The sequence below is a fragment of the Phenylobacterium sp. RIFCSPHIGHO2_01_FULL_69_31 genome (genome assembly GCF_001824475.1).
Classification (GTDB): domain Bacteria; phylum Pseudomonadota; class Alphaproteobacteria; order Caulobacterales; family Caulobacteraceae; genus Phenylobacterium.
Map to the genome: position 1 here is coordinate 133,402 of NZ_MHXN01000028.1, position 16,005 is coordinate 149,406.

Sequence of the window (16,005 nt, forward strand, 5' to 3'; positions counted from 1 at the left end):
AGCTGCATACGAAAGTTCGTCCGGACGTGTCGGGGCCGAGGGGGCTGGCGCGTCCTTGGCCCAGGAAACCTGCATCCGAAAAGGATTGTTCCATGCCGAGCATCACCCCTTGCCTCTGGTTCGACCGCCAGGCCGAAGACGCCGCCAAGTTCTATTGCGCCATCTTCCCGAACTCGAAGATCACGGACGTCTCCCGCTATCCTGAGAACCTGCCGGGCGACCGCGCCGGCGAGGTGCTGACCGTGGCGTTCGAACTGGACGGTAAGTCCTTCACCGGGCTCAACGGCGGGCCGCAATTCACCCTCAGCGAGGCGGTCTCGTTCCAGATTGAGGTGGATAACCAAGCCGAGCTGGACCGCTATTGGAACGCCCTCCTCGCCGACGGCGGCCAGGAGAGCCAGTGCGGCTGGCTTAAGGACCGCTTCGGCCTGTCGTGGCAGGTCGTGCCGACGCAACTCGCCAAGCTGATGACCAGCCCCGATCGGAATGCGGCGAACCGCGTGGCCGCCGCGATGATGCAGATGGTCAAGCTGGACATCGCCCAACTGGAGGCTGCGGCGAAGGGATAAACCTCTGGCGCGCCGTCCGCCGGAGCGTCACCGTAGGCGCCATGCGCTTCGTCCTGCTCCTGCTGGTCCTGACGCTGCCGTTCTGGGCGCTCGCGGAGCTGGTCCAGGTTGAACCCCTGCCGGGCCTCCCGCTCAGCGGGCTCATGGCGTTCATGCCCGCCGTGGCGGCCGCCATCCTGGTGGCGCGGGCCCAGGGGCGAGCCGGCTTGCGCGCCTTCCTCGCCCGCGCGTTCGACTGGGGTCGGATGCGCGGACACGCGCTTTGGACGCCGCTCCTGCTGCTCATCCCGGCCGCGGCGGCGGCTTCGTGGGCGATCCAGGGCCACGATCCCGCCTCGCCGGGCGCCGCGCTCTGGATACTCGCAGTCATGCTGCTGGCCTTCTTCGCCGCAGGCGTCGGGGAGGAATTGGGCTGGTGCGGGTACCTGCTGGAGCCGTTGGCGCGTCGCTGGGGCGAGCTGGCCGCGGCGCTGGTGATCGGCGTCGTCTGGGCGATGTGGCACCTGGTGCCGTTCCTGCAGGCCGGCCGGGCGGCCGACTGGATCGCCTGGCACATGGCGATGACAATCGCCCTGCGCGTCGTGACGGTCCGGCTCTACTTCGGCGCCGGCCGCAGCGTCTTCGCCACGGCCCTATTCCACGCCTTCTGCAACGTCGGGTTCTTCGGCCTGCCCATGTACGGCGGGACCTACGATCCGCGGTTCACGGCCGTGGCCGTCATCGTCGTCGCGGTGGCCCTGTGGCTCGCCGTCGCGGTTCGCCGCCCCGCGTCATAGCTTTTCCAGCAACGCCTCCAGCCGCGCCATGTCGGCGGGCAGGGGACTTTCGAAGCGCACGGTCTCGCCCGTGATCGGATGCGCGAAGCCCAGGACGGCCGCGTGCAGCGCCTGGCGCTTCAGACCCGCTGCGGCGATGGCCTCCTTCACGGGCTGGGACGGGCTGCCGGAGCCATAGACCGGGTCGCCCAGGCAGGGGGCGCCCTTGCTGGCCAGGTGGACACGGATCTGGTGCGTGCGCCCCGTCTCCAGGCGGCAGGCGACGCGCGCGGCCAGCGGCTTCTCCGACGGGCCGAACACCCGGGCGACGGTGTAGTGAGTGATCGCGTGGCGGCCGCCGGTCTTCACCAGCGCCATCTTCTTGCGGTCGGCGGTGGAGCGGGCGATGGCGCCCTCGATGGTCCCCTTGATCGGCGATGGCGCGCCGCGGGTCAGCGCCACGTACATGCGGTCGATATCGTGGGCGGCGAACAGAGCGGACAGCCCCTGGTGCGCCGCATCCGTCTTGGCGGCCACCACAACGCCCGAGGTCTCCTTGTCGATACGGTGGACGATCCCTAGCCGCGCCACCCCGCCGATGCCGGACAGGCTGGCGCCGCAGTGGTGCAGCAGGGCGTTGACCAGGGTGCCGGTCTCGCTGCCGGGCGCCGGGTGCATGGCCATGCCCGGGGGCTTGTCGACCACGATCAGGTGCGCATCCTCGAACAGCACTCTGAGCGGGATGTCCTCGGGCTGCGGCTCGGCGGCCACCGGCGGCGGTATCTCCAGCCGGTAGTCGCCGGCCTGGGCCTTGGCGGAGCCATCGGTCACGGCGGCCCCGTCGCGGCTGACGCGACCGCCCGCGATCAGCGCCTGCAGCCGCGCGCGGCTGAACTCGGGCAGGGCGGCGGCCAGCGCCTTGTCGAAGCGCCCGCCGGCCTCCAGCGTCACCAGGCGGACATCGGCCGCCTGGTCCGCCTCGCCGTCCAGTTCGAGGTCGTCGGGCTCAGAGGCCATGCTTCTCGCTGGCGCCTTCCTCGTGCCCGGTGATCGAACCTTCCTTGAACAGGTATTCCTTGAGCTGCTCGCCCACCTCGGCGTCGTTTCGGCGCATCCATTCCAGCACCATGGCGGCGTGCTCCAGTTCCTCGCGGGCGTTGTGCAGCAGGATGGCCTTCAGCTCCGGGTCCTCGGTGTCGTCGGCCCGCTGGCGATACCAGTCGACGGCTTCGAACTCCTCCATCAGCGAGGTGATCGCATAGTGCATCTCGATAGTCTTGCGGCTCAGCTTCTCGCGGGCGACGTGGAGGACTTCGCTGGACATCGGTTGTCATGCTCCTGTGGTATGGCTCAGTCATATCGGGGCCGGGAAGCGGGGAGCAACGACCATGAAGATCGACCGGCGCAAGGCCCTGGCCCTGCTTGGCCTCGGAGCGGCAACGCCTGCGGCGGCCCAAGGCTCCGCCATGGCCTTCACCGTGGCGTTCAACCACGGCGTGGCGTCGGGCGATCCGACCCAGGACCGCGTGGTGCTGTGGACGCGGGTGACGCCGTCCAAGCCCGGCGCGGACGTTCCGTTCACCTGGACCCTCAACCCCGTCGACCGCCGCGCCGGCGGCGCCAAAAGCGGTCAGGGCGTGACCGGGCCCGCGCGCGACTACACGATCAAGGTCGACGCGACCGGCCTGGACGCCGGCCGCGCCTACACCTTCGAGTTCGAGGTGCTGGGTGTGAAGTCGCCCATGGGCCGCACGCGCACCCTGCCCGCGGGCAAGGTCGACGACGTAGTTCTGGCTGTGGCCTCCTGCTCGCTCTACCCGAACGGCTATTTCAACGCCTACCAGGCGATCGCCGACCTGCCGCGCGTGGACGCGGTGCTGCACCTGGGCGACTACATCTACGAGTACGGCGGGCCGGGCAGCTACGGGATGGACTCGACCGTGGCCGGCGAGCGGCCGCACGACCCGCCGCGCGAGATCGTCAGCCTCGACGACTACCGGCGTCGCCACGCGCAGTACAAGTCGGACCCGGGCCTGCAGGCCGCCCATGCCAAGGCCCCCTGGGTGGTGGTGTGGGACGATCACGAGACGGCCAACGACAGCTTCCTGCACGGCGCCCAGAACCACACGCCCGGCGCCGAGGGCGACTGGACGGTGCGCAAGGCCGCCGCTCTGAAGGCCTACTTCGAATGGATGCCGATCCGCGAGCCCGCCTCGGGCGGCGCCCTGGCCGATGCGGCCATGCGCAGCTTCCACTTCGGCGACCTGGCCAGCCTGATCATGATCGAGACCCGGCTGACGGCCCGCGACCAGCAGGTCAGCCTCGACGCCGACGCGCCGGAAGTCGACGGCCAGCGCGACCTGACCAAGCTGAAGGCCAAGCTGACCGACCCGCAGCGCCGCATGATGGGGCCGAAGCAGGAGGCCTGGATCGGCGCCGAGCTCGCCCGCTCGGTGCAGGCGGGCCACGCCTGGCAGGTGATCGGCAACGAAGTGGTGATGGCCCGCGTCATGCCGGCGGTCCCCAGCAAGCAGCTGACCCCCGCGCAGTACGCCGCGATCCCGGAAGCGTCGAAGCGCCGCGTCGCCCGCTACGAGGCCGCCGCCGGCCTGGGGTTGCCGGTCGGCCTCGACATGTGGGACGGCTACCCCGCCGATCGCGAGCGGCTGTACGACCGGTTCAAGGCCGCCAAGGCCCGGCCGATCGTCCTCAGCGGCGACAGCCATTCCTTCTGGGCCAACGAACTGCATGACGCGACCGGCAAGCGGGTGGCCTGCGAGTTCGGCACGACCGGGATCACCAGCCCCGGGGCGGGTGAGATCAGCCCAGGCATCAACGCCGGCGACCTGATCGCCGACGCCAATCCCGAAGTCGTGTTCAACGACCAGGTGTCGAAGGGCTTCGTCCTGCTCACCCTGACCCGCGAGCAGGCCAAGGGCGAGATGGTGGCGGTCTCCACGATCGTGGCCCGCGATTTCACGACCAAGGTGGTGAAGACCTTTGTCGCCGTGCCGGACGGCGCCGGCGTGTCGGCGCTGAAGGAAGTCTAGGACGGCTCAGGCGGGCTGGCTGACGCGAGCCCAGATCTCGTCGACCTGGGGCGCGATCGAGACTCCGCGGTCCTGCAGGCTCAGCAGTTGCACGAGATCGGGCAGGGCCACGTTGGCCAATTCGCCCACGTAGCCTCGCGGCGTGGGCCGAAAGCGCGCGGCGCCTGCGTCGGGGAAGCGAAGCTGAAGCAGGCAGCAGTACCAGCGCGCGATATCCAGCCGATCGTACTCCAGGCGCGGATGCTTGGCGTAGAGCTCGACCCCGGCGGTCAGGACGCTGCCGGGCGGCGCCGAGACGAGCGGCTCCAGGCCCCGGGGCAACTCCAGTTTCAGGGGGACCCTGACGACCACCGCGTTGAGTAGGAAAAGCATACTGATCCCTGCCGTTGCCGGCGCCTCTCTCGCCGGTGCTGGCGGCATTTGACCCCAGGTGCGGTTAGCGGTGTCTTTCCGAGGAGGGTTGATCCACAGGTGTTTTCGCGATCAGCGGCGCTCGAGGGCCAGCTTGAGGCCGAACGCCAGGAACACGCCGCCGGTCAGCCGGTCCAGCCAGCGGACGACGGGCGCGCGTTGCAGCACGCCGGCCAGGGGCCGGGTGGCCGCGATGAGGGCCGCAAACCAGACAAGGCCCATCACCCCGTGCAGGGCCGCGAGCAGGAAGATGAACGGCCCGGCCGGCGCGCCCTGCGGCAGGAACTGCGGCAGGAACGAGACGTAGAAGACCCCGACCTTTGGGTTCAGCAGGTTGGTCAGGAAGCCGCGCCGCATCCAGGCGGAATCGGTACCGGCGTGGGTGACGGCCGGCGCGGAAAGATCGAAGCGCTCGCGCGGTTTCAGGATCAGGCCGATGCCCAACCAGACGAGGTAGGCCGCGCCCGCCCATTTCAGCAGGTTGAACGCTAGGGTCGAGGCGTCCAGCAGGGCCCCCAGGCCCAGCGCCACCGCCGCGCCCCAGGCCAGGCAGCCGCTGACGATGCCGACGGCGGCCAGCGCGGCGCGGCGGGCGCCCTCGACGGCCGCGGTGCGCAGGACCAAGGCGGTGTCGAGCCCGGGCGTGATGGTCAGGAGGGCCGCGGCGACGCCGAAGGCCAACAGGGCCTGGACGATGGTCATGGGCGTTTCACCAGCTTGCCGTTTTCGATGGCGCGGTAGAAGCACGAACGCGCGCCCGTGTGGCAGGCGCCGCCGTCGCCCTGGGGCCAGACCTTGAGCCAGACCGCGTCCTGGTCGCAGTCGATGCGTAGTTCCTCGATCACCTGGACCTGGCCGCTCGTGGCGCCCTTGTGCCAGAGCTCCTGGCGCGAGCGGCTGAAATAGTGTGCCTCGCCGGTGGACATGGTCTTGTCCAGCGCCTCGGCGTTCATCCAGGCCAGCATCAGCACCTCGCCCGTGCCGGCGTGGGTCGCCACGGCCGCGATCAGCCCGGCGGCGTCATAGCGGGGCGTCAGCCGCGTGCCGGTCTCGAGGGGATTGTTGGCGGGGGAAGCTGGCGGCACTGTCATGGCACACCATATGGCGCCGCTAGCCGCCGGCGTCACCTCGCCTGCCCCCGTCGCGGGCGCAACGGGGGTGGCGGGATCGGAATTTACCGGTTCACGAAGTCCAGGAAGCGCTGGCGCAGCGTCGGGTCGGTCTTGAAGACGCCGGTGAACTGGGTGGTGATCGTGGAGACGTGGCGGTGGTGCACGCCGCGGGTGGTCATGCACTGGTGCGCCGCGTCGATGAGGACGGCGACGCCGGCGGGACGCAGGCTGTCGGTGATGGCGTCGGCGATCTGCTGGGTCATGGTCTCCTGGGTCTGGAGACGGCGCGCGAAGATCTCGACCACCTTGGCCAGCTTGGAGATCCCCACCACCCGGTTCGTCGGCATGTAGGCGACGTACGCCTTGCCCAGGAACGGGGCCATGTGGTGCTCGCAGTGGCTCTCGACCTCGATGTCGCGGAGCATGACGATATCGTCATAGCCCTGGACGTCCTCGAAGGTGCGCGACAGCTCCTTGGCCGGGTCGAGGTTGTAGCCCTCGAACCATTCGCCATAGGCGTCGACCACGCGCTTGGGCGTGTCGATCACGCCTTCGCGGCGCGGATCGTCGCCGGCCCATGCGATCAGGGTGCGCACCGCTTCCATCGCTTCTTCGCGGGTCGGGCGCTTGAAGGGCTCAAGGTTACCATCGTCGGACCCGATCAGGGTTCGGTCGCGGGCAGGAGCGTCCATGAGAGAGCGTTTCTTTCCAGGGCTGAGTTGCGCCGGAACGAGGGTTCCGGAGATTACGCGTGCCACCCTTTCACTTCGGACGGGGCTTGAGTGGCCTCACGTCCGGGCGATCTGTATATGGGCGCAAGGCCCGCCTGGGCAACCGTTCCGCAGCGTCACCGTGAGCAATGACCCTTAGCCTTTACGACACCATGAGCCGTTCGAAGCGGCCCTTCGCACCCCAGGATCCCGGCCGGGTGACGATGTATGTGTGCGGGCCGACGGTCTACAACTTCGCCCACATCGGCAATTTCCGGCCCGTGGTGGTCTTCGACCTGCTGTTCCGGGTGCTGCGCGACGTCTACGGCGAGGACGCGGTGCTCTATGCCGCCAACGTCACGGACGTGGACGACAAGATCAACAGGAAGGCCGTCGAGGAGGGCGTGCCGATCTCCGTCATCACCGACCGCTACCTCGACGCCTACAACGCCGACGCCGCGGCGCTGGGCGCCCTTCGGCCGACGTTCCAGCCCCGGGTCACCGAGACCATGGACGCCATCGTGAAGATGATCGGCGACCTGATCCATCAGAACAGCGCCTATGCCGCCGAGGGCCACGTGCTCTTCGACACGCAGGCGTTCAGCGACTACGGCAAGCTCTCCGGGCGGCCGATGGACGAGATGATCGCCGGCGCCCGCGTGGACGTGGCGCCCTACAAGCACCACCCCGCCGACTTCGTGCTCTGGAAGCCCTCCAAGCCCGGCGAGCCCGAGTGGCAGAGCCCCTGGGGCCCCGGCCGGCCCGGCTGGCACATCGAATGCTCGGCGATGATCGAGCAGGCGCTGGGCCTGCCGATCGACATCCACGGCGGCGGCATCGACCTGGTCTTCCCGCACCACGAGAACGAGCTGGCCCAGGGCGTCTGCGCCGGCCACGGCCGCGAGTACGCCCACGTCTGGATGCACAATGGCTTCCTGAACATGGGCGAGGAGAAGATGAGCAAGAGCGTCGGCAACGTCGCCCTGGCCCACGACCTCCTGAAGCTCTACCCCGGCGAGGCGATCCGCTGGGCCCTTCTCAGCGGCCACTACCGCCAGCCGCTGGAGTGGAACGACGGCCTGATCGAAAGCGCCAAGAGCGCGCTCGACCGGCTGTACCGCGTGCTGGACGACGCCGGCCGGTTCCTGGCGGGCGAGCCGGCGGCCGACGGCTGGCAGAACGCGGCGGCCGCGGCCGAGCACGCCAACGTGCGCCACGCCCTGCACGACGACCTCAACACGCCCAGCGCCTTCGCCGCCATGTTCCAGCTGGCCGACAAGGTTCGGGCGGCGGTGACGGCCAAGGACGCGCGCGCCGTCGCCAGCGCACGCGGCCTGCTGCTCGAAGCGGGTCAGCTCATGGGCTTCCTCACGGTCGACCCGCAGAGCTGGTTCCAGAGCGGAGCGGATGACGACCTGAAGACCCGGGTCGAGGGCCTGCTGGCCGAGCGCCAGGCCGCGCGGGCGGCGAAGAACTGGCCCGAGGCCGACCGCATCCGCGGCGAGCTCGCGGCGTTGAACGTCGAGGTGATGGACGGCCCCAGCGGGGCCACCTGGCGGATCAAGGAGCAGGCCTGATGCCTTTCAAGCCCGGCCCCGAGCTCAAGGCGGCCCCCTTCCAGCGCAAGGGCGGCGCGCTGGGACCCAAGACCCTGAACCTCAAGACCGAGGGCAAGCCGCCGCCGCCCAAGGGACCCAGCGGCTACCGGATCGAGGACCGCATCGGCGTCCAGGCTCCCGCCGAGCTGATCTGGGAGATCGTCCAGGACCTGCCTCGATGGTCGGAGTGGAACCCGACCTATCCGCGCGCCGAGGGCGAGATCCGGATCGGCAACGTCCTCAACATGGACCTGGTGCTGCCCGGCCAAGACCGCCAGGAGATCAAACCCCGGATTCTCGACTGGGTGCCGAACGAGCAGCTCCACTGGGAGCTCAGGTTCCTGGGCGGGCTGATCAAGACCCTGCGCTACATCGAGATCACCCCGCTGGCCGAAAGCGGCTGCGTAGTCGACAACGGCGAGATCTTCGGGGGGCTCATGGGCCCGTCCCTGGGCAAGCGCATGCGCGGCCCGGTCCGCCGCGGCTTCCTGGCCATGAACGAGGCGCTCAAGGCCCGCGCCGAGGCCGAGTGGGCCAGGCGGAAAGGCTGAGCGCTTCCGCCCGTCACAACGCAAACTGAGTGATCGGCGGCTTGGCGCGCCGCGCCCACCTCGCCATGGTGCCGCCTGTCACAAGCGGGGAGCGAGGCGGATGGCAGGCAGGATCGGGCGGACCGTGGCGGACTCGATCCCAGAGTGGCCCGATCCGCCGAGGCCGCCGAAGGGCGCGCCGAACATCCTCGTCATCCTGTTCGACGACGTCGGCTTCTCAGATTTCGGCTGCTACGGCTCGCCGATCCGCACCCCCAACATCGACCGGCTGGCCGCCGAGGGCGTGCGCTACGCCGGCTTCCACACCACGGCCATGTGCTCGACCACCCGGGCAGCCCTGCTGACCGGCCGCAACCACCACTCGGTGGGCGTGGGCTGCCTCGCCAACTTCGACAGCGGCTACCCCGGCTATCGCGGCAAGATCGCCAAGGAGGCCGGGACCCTGCCCGAGATGCTGCGGCCGCACGGCTACCGGAACTACATGCTGGGCAAGTGGCACGTCACCAACCTGACCGAGACCGGCCCGTCGGGGCCGTTCGACGGCTGGCCGCTGGGCCGCGGGTTCGACCGCTTCTATGGCTTCATGGACGCCGAGACGGACCAGTACGCCCCCGAGCTGGTCCGCGACAACACGCCGATCACGCCTCCGGGTACGTTCCAGACCGGCTACCACCTCACCGAGGACCTGACCGACCAGGCGATCCGCTATATCGCCGACCACACCGCCGACGCGCCGGACACGCCCTGGCTGCTGTGGTTCGCGCCCGGCGCCTGCCATGCGCCGCACCAGGCGCCCGCCGACTTGATCCGCAGCTACGATCCGATCTTCGCGCACGGCTGGGATGTGGAGCGCGAGCAGCGGCTGGCGCGCCAGAAGGCCCTAGGGATCGTGCCGCCCGACACGAAGCTGCCGCCCCGCAACGACGGCGTGCGCGCCTGGGACAGCTATTCCGACGACGACCGCCGGGTCTTCACCCGCCTGCAGAGCGCCTTCGCCGCCATGCTGGACCACACCGACCAGAACATCGGCCGGCTGGTGGATTTCCTGGAGCGCGCCGGCGTGCGCGACGACACCCTGATCATCGTGATGTCGGACAACGGCGCCTCGCAGGAGGGCGGCCCGCTGGGCTTCGTCAACGCCATGGGACCCTTCAACTTCCGCGGCGAGCCGATGGCGGAGAAGCTGGCCCGGATCGACGACATCGGCGGGCCGGACACCCACTCCAACTTCCCGCACGGCTGGGCGATGGCGTCGAACACGCCGTTGCGGCGCTACAAGCAGAACACCCACGGCGGCGGCATCCGCGACCCCCTGGTGATCTCCTGGCCGAACCGGCTTCCGGCCCGCGGCGAGGTGCGGCCGCACTTCGCCCACGCGTGCGATCTGGTCCCGACCCTGCTGGACCTGATCGGGATCGAGCCGCCGCCGAGCGTAAACGGCGTGCCGCAGATGCCGCTAGAAGGAGAGAGCTTCGCCGCCAGCCTGACCGATCCGGCCGCCCCGCCGCGCAAGAACGCCCAGTATTTCGAGATGTTCGGCCACCGCGGCCTCTGGAAGGACGGCTGGAAGGCGGTGGCGTTTCACCCGCCGGGCGCCCCGTTCGACGACGACCGCTGGGAGCTGTTCCACCTGGACCGCGACTTCTCCGAGACCGACGACCTGGCCGAGACGGAGCCGGAGACGCTGAAGGCGCTCGTCGACGAATGGTGGGCCCAGGCCGAGGCGAACAAGGTGCTGCCGCTGGACGACCGGTTCGGCCCCCGTTTCGCCGAGAACTCGGCCCGCTTCCATGGGGCGCGGCGGAAGTTCGTGTTCCACGCCGGCATGGGGCACCTGCCCACCGACGTGGCGCCGGACGTCCGCGCCCGGACCTATCGCATCGAGGCCGACGTGCGGCTCCAGGGCGGCGAGGAGGGGGTGCTGCTGGCCCACGGCGACGCCACCAGCGGCTACAGCCTCTACGTCCAAGACGGGCGGCTGCATCACACGCTCAACATCGGCGGCCAGAAGACCACGGTGACCTCGGACCGGCCCATTCCTGCCACGGCCACTCGCCTGGGCGTCGTCTCGCGCGCCACGGGCGAGGGGCTGAACCGCACCTTCACCCTCACCATCGACGGCGAGCCGGCGGGCGAAGGGCTGGCCACCACCGGTTTCCTGACCCTGATCTCCTGGTCCGGCCTGGACATCGGCCTCGACCGCGGGAGCCCCGTGGCGAACTACGCCGCCCCGTTTTCGTTCACCGGGACGCTGCGCAAGGTAACGGTTGTCATGGACGCCGATCAGACGCTTGACGGCGACGCCGTCGGAGAGGCCGAGATGGCGCGCCAGTAGCCGGAGTTCGCCCATGGATCTGTCGCGCCGCGCCATCCTTGCCGCCGGGGCCGCCGCGCCCGCCGGCGGCGCCCTGGCCGCCGAGGTCCGCGCCGACGACGAGGCGCACTGGAGCAAGGTCGCAGCCCTGTACGACGCCCCCCCGACCGGCATGATCCAGCTGGAGAACGGCTATTTCGGCGCCATGGCCCGCTCGACCCGCGCGGCCTACGAGCGCCACACCGCGCGGGTGAACCGCGAGACCTCGATCTATGCCCGCGACGCCTTCAACGCCGACATGGCCGCCGTGCGGGCGCGGTGCGCGAAGCTGCTGCAGGTGGACCCCGACGAGATCGCCTTCACCCGGGGCGGCACCGAATCCATGGTCACCCTGATCGGGGGGTACAACCGCCTGAAGCCGGGCGATGCGGTGCTCTACGCCGACCTCGACTACGACAGCATGAAGACCAGCATGGCGGCCCTGGGCAAGCTGCGCGGGGTCCGCGTCGTGCGGATCGACCTGCCGGAGCCGGCGGACCGCCAGAACGTCATCGACGCCTACGAGGCGGCGCTGAAGGCCAATCCCGACGTGCGGATGATGCTGCTCACCCACCTCAGCAACCGCACGGGCCTGATCCCGCCGGTGAAGGAGATCGTGACTCTGGCCCGCGCTCGCGGCGTGGACGTGCTGCTCGACAGCGGCCATGCCCTGGGCCAGACGGAATTCACTCTGCGCGACCTTGGCGTGGAGTTCGCAGGGTTCGGCCTGCACAAGTGGATCGGCGCGCCCGTGGGCGTGGGCCTGGTCTACATCCGCAAGGACCGGATCCCGGACATCGACGTCTCGATCCTGGAGGGGCCCAGCCCCCGGATCGATCCGCGGGTGCATACGGGCACGCTGAACTTCGCCGCCGTGCTGTCCGTGCCCGACGCCATCCACGCCCACGAGGCGGTGGGCCTGCCGGCCAAGGCGCGGCGCCTGCGCTACCTGCGGGACCGCTGGGCCGAGGCGTTGCGGGACGAGCCGCGCATCCAGGTGCTGACGCCCAACGATCCGGCGCTGCACGCCGGCATCACGTCCTTCCGCATCGCCGGCCGCACCAGCCGCGAGGACAACCTGGCCCTCAAGAAGCTCCTGTTCGACCGCCACCGCATCTTCACCGTGGAGCGGGTCGGCGTCGCCAAGGGCGCCTGTATCCGCATCTCGCCGTCCTTCGTGAACACGCCCGCCCAGATGGATGCCCTGGCCGCCGCCCTGCGGGAGATCTCCAGGGTCTGAGGGCGGAAGGGTTGCGCCGCCCGGCGTTCGGGCGGAAGGTGACGGAGGCGTCATTTTCGAGAGGCGGGCGAACCGCTCCGGCGCGAGGAAACAGGCCATGACCGAACGTCCCATCCCGTCGATCTTCGAGCTGACCCCGCTCAACGAGACCTACCGCGTCGATCCGCACGCCATGCTGGACGACCTGCGCAGCCGCTGCCCTGCGCACCGCGACGCGGTCTCGGGCAGCCTGGTGCTCAGCCGCTACGCCGACGTGCGCGCCGTGGTGAACAACCGTGAGCTCTGGCGCGATCCCGCCCGGGCCGAGGAGGGCGCCCATCTGCAGCGCCGCCTGCTGGCCGAAACCGATCCCAGCCTGCCGCGGACCTCGACCACCAGCATCCTCATGCTCGACGACCCCGACCATGCCCGCGTGCGCCAGCCCCTGGCCCAGGCTCTCTATGCCCGCGTCGCGAAGTTCCGGCCCGGGGTGGAGCGGATCGTCGACGAAACCCTGGACCGGCTGGAAGGCGAGCGGGCGTTCGACCTGATGGACCGCTTCTGCGTCCCGATCCCCATCGACGTGATCGCCTCGATCCTCGGCGTCGACCACGACCGGCTGCGCGAATTCCGCGAATGGTCGGAAGGCATCATCCAGGGGCTGAACCCCTTCCGCACGCCCGAACAGACCGCCGCCATGGAGACCGCCAGCGTGGCGCTGAACGCCTATTTCAGCGAGGCCATCGAGGCGAGGCGGGCGGCGGCTGGCGACGACCTGATCAGCGACATGGTCCAGCTCCAGATGAGCGGCGCCGACCTGTCGGACGACGAACTCCGCATCAACCTGACGGCCCTGCTGGTGGGCGGCAACCTCACCACCACGGACCTGATCGGCAATGCCGTGCGTCTGCTGCTGATCAACCCGTCGGAGCTGGCCAAGCTGAAGGCCGACCCGTCGATCATCAATGCGGTGGTCGAGGAGGTGCTGCGCTTCGAGCCGCCCGTGGACATCACCGGCCGGATCGCCTCGGGCGACATGGAGGTGGGCGGCTGCCCGCTGCACGCCGGCCAGGCGATGACCGTGTCGCTGCGCGCCGCCAACCGCGATCCCGAAGCCTACGAGGACCCGCACCGGTTCGACGTCAGCCGCAAGCACAAGCCCCACGTGGCTTTCGGCGGCGGCGCCCACATCTGCATCGGCGCACCCCTGGCCCGCCTGGAGGCCCAGGTCGCCCTGGTGAAGCTGTTTGAACGGTTCCCCGACCTCCAGCTCGCCGACCCGGACGAGACCCCCGCCTGGCGCACCCTCCCGTTCTTCCGCGGCATGGAGCGGCTGCCGGTTCGGACCTAGGCCGTGAGGCCTAGGGTTCGCAGCAGGGCCCGACAGTAGGCGCGCCAGTCATCGACGGAGCGCGGTTCGGAAGACAGCAGCAGCCGGTAGACGAGCGCGCCCGAAATCATGTCCTGGAGGACCTCCGGGTCCACATCTGCGGCGAGGCGACCGTCAGCTTGCATGGCGACAATGGCGCGCGAGAATGCGGCCCGGCGCGGAACCAGATACCCGTCCCAATAGGCGCGGACCAACTCGGGATGGGCCTGGGCCGACCCCAGCAGGCGCGCGGTGAGGGGCGCCAGCTCCGGCTTGGCCAGGGTCTCGGGAACATCCTCAAGCATGATGCGGACGAAGGCGTCGGCCCCGACGTGACCCCAGTCGTGGACCTCCGGGGCGTCGCCCTCCCGCGCCTTGCACAGGGCATGGGCGATCAGCGCCGCCTTGTCCGTCCAGCGGCGATAGACGGTGGCGCGCGTCACCCCGGCGCGTCGGGCGATCTCCTCGATGCTCGACCCCTCCAGCCCGCGCTCGGCGAAGAGCTCCAGCGCGGCGGCGATGATCGCCTTGTCCGCGACAGGGCTCCGGCGGCGGCCCCGGCCGCTCACCGGGTCGCGCTGTCCGGCAGGCCGAAGCCGATCAGATGGCTGCGCAGGAAGCTGATCTGGTCGGCGATCACGGTCGGCCGCACGGCGTCGTCGTAGAACTGGAAATGGGAACACGGATAGCAGCGCAGCTCGCCTCGGGGCGCCCGCAGCGCGATGGGACGCGTCAGCGACGCAGGCGTCTCCTTGTCGCGCTCGGCCAGCGACAATAGCACCGGCATGGCCAGTCGGCGGGCGCGCCGGCCTGGACGGTACCAGAACGCCATGTCGATCAGCGCTCGTGGCGCCACCTCGTTGCGCCAGGTGGGGTTGTCCATCGCCGCGATCGTGCGAGCCGCTTCAGCCGTGGCCATGACCGCAAGCTCGCCGGGCTCGCCGACTGCCTTGATGTAGACGGGCGGGCGTCCGCGCTTGCCGGCTATCCAGTCCGCCAAGGCGATGCGCAGCAGGCGCAGCCCGTCGCGGCGGCTTCGACCCTCCACCTTCCTCGGAAAGCCGTTGAAGGGGACCTGCGCCACCACCGCGGCGATGGCGGAATCCTGGGCGGCGAGCGCCAGCACATGGCCGCCGCCCAAGGAACTGCCCCACAGCGCCACCCGATTGGCGCGTACGCCAGGCAGCGCGCGGGCGAAGGCTATGGCGGCGCGCCAGTCCTGGTGCTGCATTCCGATGTCGATCACCTGGCGCGGCTCGCCGCCGCTCTCGCCGAAGGATCGATAGTCGAAGGTGAGAACCGGCAGTCCGGCGGCCGCCATGTCGGCGGCGTTGCGGGCGATGGAGCCTTCCTGGGTGCCGCCGAACCCGTGGGCCATGACCACGCAGCAATCGGCCGCGTTGGAGGGCCGGTAGAGGTATCCGACGCATCGCTCGGCGGCGGAGCCGAACTCCACACGCTCTCTCATCTCCTCGCCTCGCGAATTACAATGCATGTATGTATCGAAAATGGTCGATGCGCAGCGTTTGACAAGACCCCCTGCCATGCCGACCTAGGAGGCATGATCGACGACCTCTATTCGGCGAAGCTTCTGCGGCTGGCGGCGGAGATGCCGCGCGCTGGCCGGCTGGCTGCGCCGGACGCCACGTCGGAGAAGGTCTCCAAGCTCTGCGGCAGCCGTATTGTCGTCGACGTGAAGGTCGAGGACGGCCGCGTGGCCGACTTCGCCCAGGACGTGAAGGCCTGCGCCCTGGGCCAGGCGGCGGCGTCCGTGCTGGGCGCGCACGTGATCGGCGCCAGCCTGGAGGAACTCGAAGCCACCCGTGATGCGTTCCGCTCCATGCTGAAGGCGGGCGGCCCGGCGCCGGAGGGGCGCTTCGGCGATCTGGCGTTGCTGGCGCCGGTGAAGGATTATCCCGCTCGCCACACCTCCACCCTGCTCGCCTTCGAGGCGGCGGCGGAGGCGGTGCGCAACGCGGTCGAGCGGAGAACCTGATGCCGGACTTCATCTTCCTCCATCACGACGACGCCTCGGGCGACGGCGGGCTGGACTGGGACCCCTACCTGACCCGGCTGCGCGAGGCGGGTGTGTTCCAGGGCGGCAGCGCCATCGGCCAGGGTCATTGCGTGAAGAAGTCGGGCGCCGCGCCCGAACCCACCGCCCACATTTCGAGCTTCGTCCGCGTCACCGCCAAGGACCTCGACGAGGCCTGCGGCCTCCTGTCCGGCAATCCCGTCTTCGAAGCCGGTGGAACCGTCGAGATCCGCGAACTGCCCCTGGGTTAGGGCGCTCGAGCCCTCGACAAGG

General features: G+C 69.9%; 18 protein-coding genes. 10 read left to right on the top strand and 8 right to left on the bottom strand.

Annotation, left to right across the window (positions count from 1 at the left end; translation table 11 throughout):
* Positions 1-92: 92 nt before the first annotated feature.
* Together A2790_RS14815 and A2790_RS14820 are read left to right on the top strand one after the other, a co-directional pair.
* A complete protein-coding gene (locus tag A2790_RS14815; protein ID WP_293393143.1) occupies positions 93-569 on the top strand; it encodes a VOC family protein in 477 nt (158 codons plus the stop codon).
* Positions 570-610: 41 nt separating this feature from the next.
* On the top strand, positions 611-1,345 hold the full coding sequence (locus A2790_RS14820) for a CPBP family intramembrane glutamic endopeptidase (RefSeq protein WP_293393145.1): 735 nt from the start codon (positions 611-613) through the stop codon (positions 1,343-1,345).
* On the opposite strand, the gene A2790_RS14825 is transcribed toward A2790_RS14820, so the two are convergent.
* Both A2790_RS14825 and A2790_RS14830 read right to left on the bottom strand, forming a co-directional pair.
* Positions 1,340-2,341, bottom strand: a complete 1,002-nt coding sequence (locus A2790_RS14825; protein ID WP_293393147.1) for an RluA family pseudouridine synthase — start codon at positions 2,339-2,341, stop codon at positions 1,340-1,342. The two genes, A2790_RS14820 and A2790_RS14825, sit on opposite strands and share 6 nt — an antisense overlap.
* Complete coding sequence (locus A2790_RS14830) at positions 2,331-2,648, bottom strand: ferritin family protein (RefSeq protein ID WP_293393149.1); 318 nt, start codon at positions 2,646-2,648, stop codon at positions 2,331-2,333. Before A2790_RS14830 ends, A2790_RS14825 begins: the two co-directional genes overlap by 11 nt.
* A 64-nt stretch (positions 2,649-2,712) precedes the next feature.
* Here A2790_RS14830 and A2790_RS14835 point away from each other — a divergent pair, with 64 nt between their 5' ends.
* The gene (locus tag A2790_RS14835; protein WP_293393151.1) at positions 2,713-4,374 is read left to right on the top strand and encodes an alkaline phosphatase D family protein; all 1,662 of its coding nucleotides are present in this window, start codon (positions 2,713-2,715) and stop codon (positions 4,372-4,374) included.
* A 6-nt stretch (positions 4,375-4,380) separates the two neighbouring features.
* Here the strand turns inward: A2790_RS14835 and A2790_RS14840 are convergent, their stop codons facing one another.
* The 4 genes from A2790_RS14840 to folE form a co-directional block, all read right to left on the bottom strand.
* A complete protein-coding gene (locus A2790_RS14840; RefSeq protein ID WP_293393153.1) occupies positions 4,381-4,746 on the bottom strand; it encodes a hypothetical protein in 366 nt (121 codons plus the stop codon).
* A gap of 111 nt (positions 4,747-4,857) precedes the next feature.
* A complete protein-coding gene (locus A2790_RS14845) occupies positions 4,858-5,487 on the bottom strand; it encodes a LysE family translocator (RefSeq protein WP_293393155.1) in 630 nt (209 codons plus the stop codon).
* Positions 5,484-5,876, bottom strand: a complete 393-nt coding sequence (hisI, locus tag A2790_RS14850) for a phosphoribosyl-AMP cyclohydrolase (protein ID WP_293393156.1) — start codon at positions 5,874-5,876, stop codon at positions 5,484-5,486. Before hisI ends, A2790_RS14845 begins: the two co-directional genes overlap by 4 nt.
* Before the next feature lie 83 nt (positions 5,877-5,959).
* The gene (gene folE / locus A2790_RS14855; protein WP_068874424.1) at positions 5,960-6,589 is read right to left on the bottom strand and encodes a GTP cyclohydrolase I FolE; all 630 of its coding nucleotides are present in this window, start codon (positions 6,587-6,589) and stop codon (positions 5,960-5,962) included.
* A gap of 167 nt (positions 6,590-6,756) precedes the next feature.
* On the opposite strand from folE, the gene cysS reads away from it, so the two are divergent.
* The 5 genes from cysS (at position 6,757) to A2790_RS14880 (ending at position 13,679) form a co-directional block, all read left to right on the top strand.
* Positions 6,757-8,184: a cysteine--tRNA ligase gene (gene cysS / locus A2790_RS14860; protein ID WP_293393159.1), complete on the top strand. Its 1,428-nt coding sequence runs from the start codon at positions 6,757-6,759 to the stop codon at positions 8,182-8,184.
* Positions 8,184-8,756: an SRPBCC domain-containing protein gene (locus A2790_RS14865; RefSeq protein ID WP_293393161.1), complete on the top strand. Its 573-nt coding sequence runs from the start codon at positions 8,184-8,186 to the stop codon at positions 8,754-8,756. Before cysS ends, A2790_RS14865 begins: the two co-directional genes overlap by 1 nt.
* A gap of 100 nt (positions 8,757-8,856) precedes the next feature.
* The gene (locus tag A2790_RS14870; protein ID WP_293393163.1) at positions 8,857-11,091 is read left to right on the top strand and encodes an arylsulfatase; all 2,235 of its coding nucleotides are present in this window, start codon (positions 8,857-8,859) and stop codon (positions 11,089-11,091) included.
* A gap of 13 nt (positions 11,092-11,104) precedes the next feature.
* The gene (locus A2790_RS14875) at positions 11,105-12,349 is read left to right on the top strand and encodes an aminotransferase class V-fold PLP-dependent enzyme (RefSeq protein WP_293393165.1); all 1,245 of its coding nucleotides are present in this window, start codon (positions 11,105-11,107) and stop codon (positions 12,347-12,349) included.
* A gap of 97 nt (positions 12,350-12,446) precedes the next feature.
* On the top strand, positions 12,447-13,679 hold the full coding sequence (locus A2790_RS14880) for a cytochrome P450 (RefSeq protein WP_293393167.1): 1,233 nt from the start codon (positions 12,447-12,449) through the stop codon (positions 13,677-13,679).
* Here the strand turns inward: A2790_RS14880 and A2790_RS14885 are convergent.
* Together A2790_RS14885 and A2790_RS14890 are read right to left on the bottom strand one after the other, a co-directional pair.
* A complete protein-coding gene (locus A2790_RS14885) occupies positions 13,676-14,266 on the bottom strand; it encodes a TetR/AcrR family transcriptional regulator (RefSeq protein ID WP_293393169.1) in 591 nt (196 codons plus the stop codon). The genes A2790_RS14880 and A2790_RS14885 overlap by 4 nt on opposite strands.
* Positions 14,263-15,165, bottom strand: a complete 903-nt coding sequence (locus A2790_RS14890; protein ID WP_293393171.1) for an alpha/beta hydrolase — start codon at positions 15,163-15,165, stop codon at positions 14,263-14,265. The genes A2790_RS14885 and A2790_RS14890 overlap by 4 nt, the downstream gene beginning before the upstream one ends.
* Positions 15,166-15,258: 93 nt before the next feature.
* On the opposite strand from A2790_RS14890, the gene A2790_RS14895 reads away from it, so the two are divergent.
* Both A2790_RS14895 and A2790_RS14900 read left to right on the top strand, forming a co-directional pair.
* Positions 15,259-15,693 carry an iron-sulfur cluster assembly scaffold protein gene (locus tag A2790_RS14895; protein ID WP_293393173.1) on the top strand — a complete coding sequence of 145 codons (435 nt, stop codon included), beginning with the start codon at positions 15,259-15,261 and terminating at the stop codon, positions 15,691-15,693.
* Positions 15,693-15,983, top strand: a complete 291-nt coding sequence (locus A2790_RS14900; protein WP_293393175.1) for a hypothetical protein — start codon at positions 15,693-15,695, stop codon at positions 15,981-15,983. The genes A2790_RS14895 and A2790_RS14900 overlap by 1 nt, the downstream gene beginning before the upstream one ends.
* Positions 15,984-16,005: the final 22 nt, after the last annotated feature.